The organism is Bacillota bacterium (assembly GCA_030705925.1).
Classification (GTDB): Bacteria; Bacillota; Clostridia; order Oscillospirales; family Feifaniaceae; genus JAUZPM01.
On record JAUZPM010000060.1, the window covers coordinates 1 to 12,972 of the forward strand.

Here is a 12,972-nt window from a genome sequence, read left to right on the forward strand (position 1 = left end):
CTTGTTCTTATGGTATCAGTGACTTCTTCAAGCTCAAAAGATATTTCGCCAAGTTTTAGATAAGCGTCATTTATTTCCCGGGAAAATGATGCAATCCCCGATAATTCATTCTTTGATGTTTCAATGAGTGCCGCCGCCGAATCGTCTCTCTCATAAAGCATTTCGTATGCCATACTCAGCGCTGACGATATTTTTTCAGCATTTCTGACACGTTTTTTCTGTTCCCCAAGCTCAATATCTTCATTAGCTTTTAGAGAGGCAGCGTTTATCTCATTTATCTGATAGCGAAGCATATCAAGCCTGCGGGCTTTTTCATGCTCGTCAAGTTTTAATGCATTTATCTGTTTTTTTATTTCCCCTGTGTTCTTATACGCATCCTGAAAACTGCTTAGTAATTCGTCTGTTACGGCAAACCTGTCTAAAAATGAAAGATGCTTTTCCGGGTCAAGAAGCGACTGATTGTCGTGCTGTCCGTGGATATTTACCAGAAACTTTCCAATCTCACGCAGAATGCCAGTGGTAACGGGACGCCCGTTTATACGGCATGTGTTTTTTCCGTCCGTCGAGATCTGCCTCTCAATCAGCAGTTCACCATTCTCATCGATTTCGATGCCGTATGTAGACAGTTCAGTGATGACGTCCGTCGAAAACATATCGAACAATGCTGAAACGAAAGCAGAATTATTCCCCGTCCTAATAAGATCTTTAGATGCGCGCTCACCGAGCACCATATTGAGCGCGTCAATAATGATGGATTTGCCAGCCCCCGTTTCACCCGTTAAAACAGAAAACCCGGGTCTAAAATCCACAGTCATTTTATCTATAACTGCAACATTTTCGATATAAAGCTTAGAGAGCATAAAGCCACCAGCCTTTACAGCAGTTTTCTTATTTTTTCAACATAAGCCGGAATATCAGCTGTTTCGCGCATAACTACAATCACAGTATCATCACCGGCAATAGAGCCGACAATATCACCAAGCTGCATCGAATCAAGCGCAGCGCCAGCCGCCTGCCCCATTCCGGCATGGCATTTCACAACAACCAGATTGCCCGCATAATCGATGGAGATGATAGATTCACGGAGTATGTTTTTGTACTTATTCAGCATAAAATCGTTGTTGTTCTGGTTCACATATGCGTATTTGTAAAGCGCGCCGTCCTGGATTTTAACCAGTTTAAGCTCTTTTATGTCCCTCGATACAGTAGCCTGTGTGACATGATAGCCGCATTTTTCAAGAGCTTCAACAAGCTCCTCCTGAGTTTCAATAGGCGTTTCGTTTATTATAGTTAAAATCTTAGCATGCCTGCTGTTTTTCATATTTTGCCCCCCTGTTAACCGTTATCTGTACATTTTGATGCGCAGAACTTCATAAAAATTCAAATCCTTGAGTTTAACCACCTTGAGCCGTTTTTTTGATTCAGTAATGATCACAACATCACCGTCTTTTACCTCGGCGGCACTATGCCCGTCAGCCGCAACAAACGCGTCCTTGCCATGCATATCGCTTAAAGTCACAGTAAGTTTCGAGCTTCCTGCAAATATAACAGGTCTAGAAGCAATAGAATGGGCACAGATAGGAACCATTGAAAGACATTTAAGGGACGGATCTATGATAGGTCCTCCTGCTGACAGCGAATATGCCGTAGACCCGGTCGAGGTGCAGACAAGCATGCCGTCAGCCCTGTAGTGAGAAATCATTTTGCCGTTTCTCGACAAATCAATGTCAAGAATCCTTGGGATATTGCCCTGATGGATCACGACCTCATTGACGCATTCCTCGTCAAATATCTTTTCATTGCCACGCAAAAGCTTAACGTTTATGAGCATCCTTTCATCTATCTCGAAATCCCCAGACAAAACCCTCTTTAACAGCTCGATCTCTGTTACTTCAAGTTCTGCCAAAAAGCCTACATGCCCCATGTTGAAGCCAATTATAGGGATATCGTTTGAAAAAGCGTAATGCGCGCCCTGCAAAAACGTGCCGTCGCCGCCAATAGTCACGATAAGATCAATATTATTTGAAATCTCATCGTCGCTGATAAGCTGAACATTTGTTAATTCTTTTGCTGAAATGTGTCCGAATACATTAGCGCCATATCCCTCTAATATCTCATAAAGCCTTTGAGTAAAAAGAAGGCCGCTGTCCTTATCCCTGTTGGGATATAATAGAATGTTCATATCTCTCCCCCGAAAAATCCTATAGATTCTCAAATGCCCCCGTTACTATCTTCGTAATATCTAAAAAGTCAGTATTTACTTCATCTTTAACCATATGCAGCAAATATTCAATGTTGCCGTTTCCGCCTTTTATAGGCGAATAATCCAGATTTAATGCTGTAAAGCTATTTAACTTTGCGGCATTCAGAACGGAAGTTATGACTTTGATATGCGTGTTTTTGTCTTTAACAACGCCCGTTTTGGTTGCAGCAAATCTCCCAGCCTCAAACTGCGGTTTAATAAGGCATACAGCTTCTCCCCGAGGCTTTAAAAATTCATATATTTTGGGGAAGACCTGACTAAGAGATATAAACGAAACATCGACTGTTATAAAATTGATAACGTCGTCAATCTTTTCCCGTTCAAACTGTCTTATATTCGTTTTCTCAAAACTCACAACACGTGCGTCCGCCGCAAGATGCTGCGAAAGCTGATTTATTCCGACATCGATTGCATACACGCGTTTTGCCCCGTTTTGCAAAAGGCAGTCGGTAAATCCTCCGGTAGATGCTCCGATATCCATGCATATATAATCTGTCACGTCTATTTTAAATTCACGAAGTGCTTTCTCAAGCTTATATCCGCCTCTTCCAACATACTGAAGCGGCGGCGCGGATAACTCGAGAAACGCAGTTTCTAAAATTGTCTCAGAGGGCTTTAAAATCAGCTTACCGTCAGCAGTCGCAAGACCATTTTGAATAGCGATTCTTGCTTTCTCCCTGCTTTCAGTCAGTCCCTTCTGCGTAAGTAAAACATCCGCGCGAATTTTGTCCATATAAACCTCACATTAGAGCTTTTGAAATCGATTTGCCGTCAAGACCGCACATTTCATACTGTTCCTGTACAGTCGCCTGATGAACGAATGTTTCATCTACAGCTAAAAGTTTATATTCGCCCTTGTAACCTCTGTTATAAAGCTCTATACCTGTTTTTTCGCCAACGCCCCCGCTGCGCATTCCCTCCTCTACAAAGCAGATGGTCTTTGCTCTCCCTGTCAGATCAAAAAGCCTGTCATAGTCAACAGGTTTGATTTGCAAAAGTGCGACTATCCCAGTTTTAATCCCGGATTGACCAAGGATTTTTTTAGCTGAGTCTGCTTCATTGAGTGCACGTCCGTATGAAATGATTATTACATCGGCGTTTTCTGTGTCAAGCGCAGAAATCGGTTCACTTGAAACAGCGATCTCTTTCAGGTCTTCCGGAATAGATTCGCCACCCCGGGGATATCGCACCGCAACAGGAATCCCCGATCCGCAAGCCTTTTTAATAGTCTTTTCAAGCTGGTCATATGAAAATGGAGAATATATCTCAAGCCCCGGAATACTCATCATCATAGACACATCAAAAAGTCCCTGGTGTGTCTCTCCGTCTTCGCCTACAAAACCGGCACGGTCTATCGCGAAAATAACCGGCAGATGCTGAATAGCCGTATCATGGATGATCTCGTCATATCCCCTTTGCAGGAAGGACGAATAACAGGCGAAAACAGGCTTCATCCCCTCTTTTGCAAGTCCAGCGGAAAATGTTACTGCGTGTCCTTCCGCAATGCCCACGTCAAAGAAACGGCCGGGAAAGACTTTCTGAAATCTATCCAGCCCAACGCCGGGGGCCATAGCTGCCGTGATGGCGCAGATATGGTTGTCGGTTTTTGCTATTTCAATCAAAGCGTCAGCAAAGACGCATGAAAAATTCTTTTTGCCTACTGAAAGATGTATGCCGTCGTCGACGTCAAACTCAGACACTCCGTGATAGAGGGTCGGATTGTCCTCAGCATAGACATATCCCTTGCCCTTGACCGTTTTTATATGGATTACAGAAGGCTTTTCCGTCTGTTTAGCCCTCTCCATCACCTGAGCCATTGCCTCGATATTATGACCGTCGATAGGCCCGAAATATATAAAGCCAAGATCTTCAAAGATGTTGGTATAGATAGCTCTTTTAAAAGCAGTTTTAGTCCAGTGTATAAACTTGTAAATCGGTTTGCCGAGATATGGAATCTTGCTTAAAAACGTTTTAGTTTTGTCCTTCGCCCTGAAATATGCCGGGCGTGATGTGATCTTAGAAAGGTGCTGGGCAATCGATCCCACATTACGTGAAATCGACAGTTCGTTATCGTTTAAAATCACAATAAGTCGTGTATTGCTTCTTCCTGCGTTGTTTAGCCCCTCATAAGCAAGACCGCCTGTGAGAGCGCCGTCTCCAATCACCGCAACAGTAAATCCCTCTTCACCCTTTAATTTCATTGCGGTTGCGATGCCAAGCGCCGCGGAAATTGACGTGCTGCTGTGTCCGGCTCCGAATGGATCATGCTCGCTTTCGTAAGGTTTTGTAAATCCGGAAAGCCCGCCCTTTTTTCTGAGCGTTTCAAACTGCTCTCGTCTTCCCGTGATCAGCTTATGTACATAGCTTTGATGTCCAACATCAAACACGATCTTGTCACGTGGTGAGTCAAAAACCCTGTGGATTGCGACCGTCATCTCGACAGCGCCGAGATTGGATGCCAGATGACCGCCTGTTTTTGATATATTTTCTTTTAAAAAAGCCCTGATTTCCGCACACAGTTCCTTCAGTGCGTCTTTGCTCAGCGCTTTAAGATCTTCTGGTTTATTTATATTTTCAAGGAATTTATATTGCAATTTTTATCATTCCTTATGTTTTAATAGCCGATTGAAAAAATGCATAACTCTGCCGACAGCAAAAAGGATACTCTGAGAATTATTCATCGCAAAGCCTTTTCCAACCGCCTTGCCCCCGACAGTAAGCCCCGCAATAACTGCGGTCACCCCCATACCGAGAAACACCGCAAAAATACTGTCCTCGTCAAGACTAAACTGCTGTGTAATATGAAGCACTATCGTAGCAACAGCAGAGCCGCTGACGATACCGCAAATATCGCCTACAACATCGTTGCAGAAGTTAGAAACTTTTTCAGCATTCCTAATAAGGCGCAATGCTTCGGCAGCGCCGCTGACTTTTCTGCTCCGCATTGAATGAAACGATGTTTCATTCGCTGTTGCGACAGCGATTCCGATGATGTCGAACAAAATACCGAGAGAAACAAAAAACAGCACCGTAATGGCAGCAATCACCATACCGGTGTCCGACAAAAGAGCATTAGAAAAAAACGACATTGAAATAGACAAAACAAACGTAATGAGTATTATCTTAATTGTCCAGTTTTTCAAGTCTTTTTTCTGCTTTTGAAGCTGACGTTCCCTTAAATTTTCCCTGTTTTTTCTTTTTTCCGGTTCCTTTTTTGTGCCGTTATCGCCGGGGTCGTCATCAGACGTGAGCATTATGCCCTCCAAATAAAACATACTTAAAGCGGTGGCAGCACTAAGAGTAAATCTTGCGGCTTCAGGTCGAGTTGGATTTCCCGCAAACCAGCTCCCTGTCGCCATAAGAGCGGTTTCCCTTTAATGGTTTGCATGAATTGTTGCCAAGTTCATTACTCGATTGCCACTTAGCGCGCACTGTAATCCTCTTGATGCGTACAGCCTAGGAGATTTCCTCAGCAGGCAAATTAATACATAGCCTCTTTTGCAGCTGCGGTTTCAAAAAGCAATAGCAATGTCGGACATGGCCATGTCCTCCTTGCCTGATCTTTTATTCGCCGACATCCACTCAAGGCAGGCTACTCTGCGCACAGCGCTGTTCGCACCGCATCGCAGGTTTCACCCCAAACCGTAAAGCAGCCGTCAACAATAAATGTGTATAGATGCTCTACGTGTGTGGGTCTCAACGGCAAGCGGGTCGACATCCATATGCCATTACGGACTGCCCGATCGCCTTACCTTGCAGCACCCACCCCATACTGGGCGTATGAAGCAAGCACAACAAGTTTCATCGATGTGCCCTTTGACGAATTTTTAGGCCCGTCTTCTGCATTAAAAGCTCTGACTAGAATACTGCACCACCGCATTTAGTATTGTAACATAGATTATTATTTTATGCAATCTTAATAAACATTTTATGCATAATTGTTTATGGCAAAATGGATTTTATGCGAAAATATACGGAATTAAGGCAAATACAAACGTCGTGTTATGCATAAAGTGTTTACGATTTTCTTAATTGCTTATCTTATTATTGGTTTATTTTATTAAGAACTTTGTAACTTTTCGTCTACTTTGGGCTATCATATTCAAAAGCAACTTCATCTAATATTTTAACGGCATCGCCCACGTATTTACTGCACAATGTTTTGAATACGTCTGTTTTTATTGCGGCACTTAATTGGTTTTCTTCGCTTAAATCATAGTGAAGTAATTCTGTGCAGTTAATTGACCCGTTAAGCTTTCTAAATCTGGATATAAAATCTTGTACTATTAGATAGTTCATTGCTTTTGAACGCTTATCTTCAACATTATCTTGTCCATATTTTAAACCTAAAACTAGCAATGCGCCAGAGACAGCTCCGCATACTTGTCCAGTATGCCCCATCCCCCCTCCTAAAGAGCAAGCTAGTTTTAAGCCAAGTTTTTTGTCAATCCCGTATTCTGTGCAATATGCAGTAAATACTGCTTGTGTACAATTGCATCCGTTGCTAAAACATTCTACTGCGTAACCTGATTTGTCCATATTATTACCTTCATACATCTTATATTTTTAAATTTTGCCAAAAGATTCGACCTTGCCGCCCACGCATTCTTATGCATAAAGTGTTTACGTATTTGGTGATTTTCTAAAATATTTTCTCTCGAAAAATCGTGCGACGTTAACAAGACATAGCATAACAGGCACCTCGATCAAAGGCCCTATAACGGCAGTAAATGCCTCTTTTGATTCAATACCAAAAACTCCTACAGCCACAGCTATTGCAAGTTCAAAATTATTGCTGGATGCAATCATGGAAATAGCTACAGTCTTTTTATACCCAAAGCCGAATTTATAGCATATGAAAAACATCAGAAAGAATACTATCGCAAAGTAAATCACTAACGGTAAAGCAATCCTTACTGTATCGATTGGAAGCTCTACGATATATTTTCCCTTAAAAGAAAACATCAGAACGATCGTATACAGAAGTGCTATTAATGCAATTGGGTTGATTTTCGGTACAAAAACTTTTTGATACCATTCTGCGCCCTTTTTTTCCTCCAAGAGCAATTTCGTCAGCATTCCTGTAATAAAAGGTATCCCTAAGTAAATTGCTACAGTCGAGGCAACCTGACCGATAGAAACGTGGATATTTTCTCCCTTTAGTCCAAGCATACCGGGAACCACTTTGACAAACAAGTACACGTATATTGAATAAAAAAACACTTGAAATAAAGCATTTAATGCAACCAGTGCCGCTGCAAATTCGTTATCTCCTCCGGCAAGGTCATTCCATATAATAACCATAGCGACGCAGGTGGATATCCCTATTATAATGAGTCCAACCATGTAGTGAGGCTCATTTCTAAAAAATAATACGGATAATAAGAACATTACTAACGGCCCTAAAAACCAGCTTGAAATAATAGATACTGTTAATGCTTTTTTATCCTTGAATACTTTTGTCAAACTCTTATAGTTCACTTTTGCAAAAGGTGGATACATCATGATGACCAAACCTACTGCTATCGGTATTGAAGTGGTTCCGACGGCAATGCCAGACAGCCACTTTGAAAAGGTTGGAAAGAAATAGCCAAACCCGATCCCGACAACCATGGCAAGCAGTATCCAAAGCGTAAGAAAATTATTAAGAAATCCGATCCCGGCTTTCTTCCCATTATTCATAATATCCACCTCAATTTTGCATGATTTGTATAGCTCTGAGAATAAACTATTTATTTTCTCACTTTTTGTAATATCGTTATAACTTCATCATTTTTTAAAACTTTCCCATAAGAGACAACCTTGCCGTCTATAACTAAGGCAGGCGTCGTCATGACGCCGTAAGCCGCTATTTTTGCAAAGTCAGTAACATGATCTATGTCAGTGTCCATGCCGAGCTGTTTAAGTGCTTCTTTAGTATTCGCCTCAAGTTCATTGCACTTTTTACAGCCGGAGCCGAGAATTTTTACAGCTGCTCCTTCAGTTTTTGAAGCTTCCGCTTTGGCCATTGTTTCAGCATTGCAGTCACCACCGCAGCAACACGTTTTACTCTCTTCTTTTTTCTTAAATAAACTCATAATAAACCTCCATTATACAAATAAAAATTGAAATGCGTTGAATAAATATCCAATAATTATTATCCCAACAGTTACAATGCCCACAAAAACGCCGAGCAGCTGCGGCTTAACAGCTTTTCTCAGCATTATCATAGATGGCAGACTTAATGCTGTTACAGCCATCATAAACGAGAGGATTGTGCCAAGCCCCGCCCCCTTTAAAAAAAGGCTTTCAGCAACGGGTATAGTCCCGAAAATATCAGCATACATCGGAACGCCTACCAAAGTCGCGAGTATCACCGAGAACGGGTTGTTGCTTCCTAAAATAGACTGAATCCACGCTTCCGGAATAAGATTGTGAATCACAGCGCCAATGCCAACGCCGATAAAAATATACGGCGCAACTTTCTTAACTGTTGCCTTAACCTGGTCTTTTGCATAGTTAATGCGGTCTTTCCGTGTCAAATCAGGGCTGTCGATTTCAACATTTCCTGCCGATCTGACAAAATCCTCAACATACTTTTCCATGCCGAATTTTTCAATCAATGTGCCGCCGATAACAGCAAGAACAAGCCCAACTATTACATAAGATGCAGCAATTTTCCCGCCGAATATACTCATAAGCAAAACCAATGATCCTAAATCCACAAGCGGCGATGAAATTAGAAATGAAAATGTCACGCCTACAGGCAAACCTGCGCTTGAAAAGCCGATAAACAGCGGAATCGAAGAACACGAGCAAAAGGGAGTAACTGTACCCAGCAGTGCAGCAAGCGAATTTGCAGTTATGCCACGAAAACGTCCAAGAATTTTCTTTGTTCGCTCCGGCGGAAAATGACTTTGAATATATGAAATAACAAAAATCAGAAATGACAGAAGAACAAATATTTTGATCGTATCATAAATAAAAAATTGGATGCTGCCGCCTAAGCGTTCGCTAACGTCAAGTCCAGATGCAGAAATCAAGTGACCCAGCAAAGCATTAAGCCATTTCATTCCGAGAATCTGCACCTGAAAGAAGTCCCATATCGTTTTTACTATCAGCACTTGCATTCCTCCCCGGGTTTTAAAACAGTCAAATCACTTAGCAGTTCTTTTGCATATTTTATTCCTGCTTCGGACAAGGAATAATAAGTCCATTTTCCTTCCCTTCTTGCAGAAACTATTCCGCTGTCAACTAATATCTTCATATGATGTGACAGCGTTGACTGAACGATTTGCATTTCCTCCAAAATCCTGCAAGCACACTTCTCGCCGCTTTGAAGCATTTCCAGAATCATTAAACGATTTTCATCACAAAACGCTTTAAATACTTTAGCGTTTTCAATATACTTAGCGTCCATTTTATATACCTCATATCTAAATTTATCGATATATTTTATTATATGTTTCATATCGATTTTTGTCAATATGTCAAATCAAAAAAATCCTCCAAGATCATAAGTCTTGAAGGATTTTAATCTTTATATTTTAAACATTAAGCTCTGCTTTTTCACCGAGGATTTCTTTGTTGGCGTTAAGAATCGGACGAACATATTCGTCTATATATTCCTTTGTCTGCACATTTGCACGGCCTATAAAATTAGACGGGTCAAGTATTGTGTCGATCTCTTCTCTTGAAAGTCCAAATGCGCTGTCGCCGCAAATACGGTCTATAAGGTCGTTGTCGCCGCCCTCTTCTTTTACGACTTTAGCCGCCGCCTGAGAGTGAACACGGATGCGCTCATGAAGTTCCTGCCTGTCGCCGCCTTTTTTAACAGCGTCCATAAGTATGTTCTCAGTCGCCATGAACGGCAGCTCTCTCATAACGCGCTGGCGAACCATTTTGGGATAAACCACAAGTCCGTCGGCAACATTCATGTATATATTAAGTATGGCGTCAACTGCAAGGAACGCCTCTGTTACTGCAAGGCGCTTGTTTGCAGAGTCGTCAAGAGTCCTCTCAAACCATTGTGTCGAGGCGGTTATCGCGGGATTAAGCGAATCAACTATGACATAGCGTGACAGTGCCCCCATTCTCTCACAGCGCATAGGATTGCGCTTGTAAGCCATAGCAGAGGAACCGATCTGGCTTTTTTCAAACGGCTCTTCCATCTCTTTAAAGTTCTGAAGGAGACGAAGGTCGTTGCTGAATTTATATGCGCTCTGCGCAATGCCGGAAAGAACAGAAAGCACCTGAGAGTCTACCTTACGGGAATAAGTCTGCCCCGAAACAGGGACACATGCGTCAAATCCAAGCTCATTTGCAATAAATTTTTCAAGCTCTTTGACTTTTTCATGATCGCCGTCAAACAGTTCAAGAAAGCTTGCCTGTGTGCCGGTCGTGCCCTTCTGCCCAAGCAGCTTAAGGTTCTTTATCCTGTAATCAAGATCCTCAAGATCGAGCATAAGCTCGTTTATCCAAAGGGTCGCTCTTTTTCCGACTGTAGTAAGCTGAGCCGGCTGTAGATGCGTATACGCAAGGGCAGGCATGTCCTTATACTCAAGTGCAAAACCTGCAAGTTTCGATATGACGTTGAGCAGTTTCCTGCGAATTATTTTAAGGCCTTCACGCATCACGATTATATCGGTGTTGTCGCCTACATAACATGACGTCGCGCCTAGGTGGATGATAGGCTTTGCTTTCGGACACTGCTGTCCGTAAGCGTAGACATGAGCCATCACATCATGGCGAACCTCTTTTTCGCGCTTTTCGGCAACATCAAGATTTAATGTATCTTTAAACGCCTCAAGCTCTGAAATCTGTTCTTCTGTGATCGGAAGTCCCAGTTTCCTCTCGCCTTTGGCAAGCACGACCCAAAGCTTTCTCCAAGTTTTAAACTTTGTATCGCTGCTGAAAAGTTCAATCATTTCGGGACTTGCATAACGGGTATTAAATGGGCTTTCGTATATCTTTGACAAAACGGATGCTCCTTTCGCTATTTAGAGAGAATTTTTTCAAGCGCAGCAAGCTTTACGCAGAGAATGAATATCTCCATCGCTGTCTTAAGCTCGTCAAGCGGCGGATAGGTCGGCGCAATACGTATATTGCTGTCGGTCGGATCTTTACCGTATGGATATGTAGCGCCTGCAGGCGTCATTGTTATGCCTGCGTCTTTCGCAAGCGCAATGGTGCGTTTCGCGCAGCCGTTCAAAGTATTAAGGCTTATAAAATAGCCGCCTCTCGGCTTGATCCAGTCCGCAATGCCTATTCCTTTAAGCTGTTCGTCAAGCATTTTAAGCACAAGCTCGAACTTTGGACGAATCACAGCAGCGTGCAGTTTCATATGCTTGCGCATACCGTCGGCGCTTTTGAAATAGCGTACATGCCTAAGAGAGTTTAGTTTATCAAATGATATGGTCTGAGCCGAAAGAAGCTTTTTAAAATAAGAGATAGTTTTTGCACTGCCGGCAACAACCGCAACGCCCGCGCCGGGATAGCTTATCTTAGAGGTTGACGCAAAAATGAATACGCGGTCTTCTGTGCCGACTTTTTTGCTTTCCTCAAGAATATCAAGCAGGCTGTCGCCCTCGTCATATATCTCGTGGATAACATAAGCGTTATCCCAAAAGATCTTAAAGTCTTTTGCGGCAGGCTTCAGTCTTGCAAAACGGCGGACAACCTCGTCAGAATATGTCTTGCCTTCCGGATTTGAATATTTTGGCACGCACCAGATGCCCTTGATGAGCGGATCAGATGCCGTCAGTTTCTCAACCATATCCATATCGGGTCCGTCTTCAAGCATCGGAACGTTTATCATTTCAATGCCGAACGATTCGCAGACAGTAAAATGCCTGTCATATCCGGGAACCGGACATAAGAACTTTATCTTATCCTCTTTTGCCCATGGGCGGCTGCTTTCGAAAAAACCATTTGTCATACCTTTTGCAAGTGCGTCGTACATAAGATTCAAACTTGAATTGCCACCAATTATTATTTCATCTTCATTTGCGCCGATGATATCACCGAACAGTTTTTTAGCTTCCGGAATGCCGTCGAGCTGACCGTAGTTGCGGCAGTCAAATCCGTTTTCATTATAGCAGTCTTCCCCGCTTTTAAGAACGGTCAGGATGCCGTCGGTAATACTTAGCTGTTTTGAAGAGGGTTTCCCCCTAGACATATCAAGCCTTAAATTCATGGCTTTGTAATTTTCATAACTGTTTTTAGCCTCTTCATATAAACGCTCTGCCTCAGGCTTTGACAATTCAAGGTAGCTTGCCATATTATCTCTCCTATATGTAATAAATTATTTAATTTCCGTTAACGGATAGTTCTTGTAATTGCATAGTGCGGCGCCAATAGCTGTCGCAAACTCCGCATGATCGGGGGTTTTGAATGTAATTCCAAACATTTCTTCAAGCTGTCTGAAAAGCATCTCCGACTGTGGAACCGTGGCAAGAAAGCCTGTTAAAACTACATTTTTGCTTCCAACGGCCTTTGTCGCAAAAACAGCAAGCATTCCGATCGTCTGAAAAACAAGATTCATGATTCCTAAAGCCATATCGTTTTTAGTTGCAAGATCGCTTATCTTGCCGAAATTCGAAGCCGTAACATTAGGATTAAGTGTCGGCATTTCTTCACTTGTTATATCGCTTATCAGCAGATCAATCTTAGAAAGATCACCGCTTTGAGCTGTAGAAACTATATCGTCAATGTTCCCGATATGAAGCATC

15 protein-coding genes are annotated in these 12,972 nt (G+C 42.4%); all 15 read right to left on the reverse strand.

Going from position 1 to position 12,972, the window contains the following annotated elements:
• Nucleotides 1-860, reverse strand: an 860-nt coding sequence (locus tag Q8865_09035; GenBank protein MDP4153562.1) for an AAA family ATPase, incomplete at its 3' end; no start/stop codon positions are given.
• 14 nt (nt 861-874) lie between these two features.
• Nucleotides 875-1,321: an arginine repressor gene (locus tag Q8865_09040; protein MDP4153563.1), complete on the reverse strand. Its 447-nt coding sequence runs from the start codon at nt 1,319-1,321 to the stop codon at nt 875-877.
• A 21-nt stretch (nt 1,322-1,342) separates the two neighbouring features.
• On the reverse strand, nt 1,343-2,182 hold the full coding sequence (locus Q8865_09045; protein ID MDP4153564.1) for an NAD(+)/NADH kinase: 840 nt from the start codon (nt 2,180-2,182) through the stop codon (nt 1,343-1,345).
• 19 nt (nt 2,183-2,201) lie between these two features.
• Nucleotides 2,202-2,996: a TlyA family RNA methyltransferase gene (locus Q8865_09050; protein ID MDP4153565.1), complete on the reverse strand. Its 795-nt coding sequence runs from the start codon at nt 2,994-2,996 to the stop codon at nt 2,202-2,204.
• 7 nt (nt 2,997-3,003) lie between these two features.
• A complete protein-coding gene (gene dxs / locus Q8865_09055; GenBank protein ID MDP4153566.1) occupies nt 3,004-4,857 on the reverse strand; it encodes a 1-deoxy-D-xylulose-5-phosphate synthase in 1,854 nt (617 codons plus the stop codon).
• A 6-nt stretch (nt 4,858-4,863) separates the two neighbouring features.
• Nucleotides 4,864-5,517: a hypothetical protein gene (locus tag Q8865_09060; protein MDP4153567.1), complete on the reverse strand. Its 654-nt coding sequence runs from the start codon at nt 5,515-5,517 to the stop codon at nt 4,864-4,866.
• Between the two features lie 494 nt (nt 5,518-6,011).
• Entirely contained in the window at nt 6,012-6,143 is a 132-nt protein-coding gene (locus tag Q8865_09065; GenBank protein ID MDP4153568.1) for a hypothetical protein, read from the reverse strand.
• 203 nt (nt 6,144-6,346) lie between these two features.
• On the reverse strand, nt 6,347-6,802 hold the full coding sequence (locus Q8865_09070) for a C-GCAxxG-C-C family protein (protein ID MDP4153569.1): 456 nt from the start codon (nt 6,800-6,802) through the stop codon (nt 6,347-6,349).
• 84 nt (nt 6,803-6,886) lie between these two features.
• Nucleotides 6,887-7,945 carry an ACR3 family arsenite efflux transporter gene (arsB, locus tag Q8865_09075; protein ID MDP4153570.1) on the reverse strand — a complete coding sequence of 353 codons (1,059 nt, stop codon included), beginning with the start codon at nt 7,943-7,945 and terminating at the stop codon, nt 6,887-6,889.
• A 50-nt stretch (nt 7,946-7,995) separates the two neighbouring features.
• Nucleotides 7,996-8,340 carry a thioredoxin family protein gene (locus tag Q8865_09080; GenBank protein ID MDP4153571.1) on the reverse strand — a complete coding sequence of 115 codons (345 nt, stop codon included), beginning with the start codon at nt 8,338-8,340 and terminating at the stop codon, nt 7,996-7,998.
• A gap of 12 nt (nt 8,341-8,352) precedes the next feature.
• Nucleotides 8,353-9,372, reverse strand: coding sequence for a permease (locus Q8865_09085; GenBank protein ID MDP4153572.1), 1,020 nt, complete (start codon nt 9,370-9,372; stop codon nt 8,353-8,355).
• A complete protein-coding gene (locus Q8865_09090; GenBank protein MDP4153573.1) occupies nt 9,360-9,662 on the reverse strand; it encodes a metalloregulator ArsR/SmtB family transcription factor in 303 nt (100 codons plus the stop codon). The genes Q8865_09085 and Q8865_09090 overlap by 13 nt, the downstream gene beginning before the upstream one ends.
• A gap of 127 nt (nt 9,663-9,789) precedes the next feature.
• Nucleotides 9,790-11,220: an adenylosuccinate lyase gene (purB, locus tag Q8865_09095; GenBank protein ID MDP4153574.1), complete on the reverse strand. Its 1,431-nt coding sequence runs from the start codon at nt 11,218-11,220 to the stop codon at nt 9,790-9,792.
• A 17-nt stretch (nt 11,221-11,237) separates the two neighbouring features.
• A complete protein-coding gene (locus Q8865_09100) occupies nt 11,238-12,521 on the reverse strand; it encodes an aminotransferase class I/II-fold pyridoxal phosphate-dependent enzyme (protein MDP4153575.1) in 1,284 nt (427 codons plus the stop codon).
• A gap of 24 nt (nt 12,522-12,545) precedes the next feature.
• On the reverse strand, nt 12,546-12,972 hold a 427-nt coding region (locus Q8865_09105; protein MDP4153576.1), incomplete at its 5' end, for a pantothenate kinase.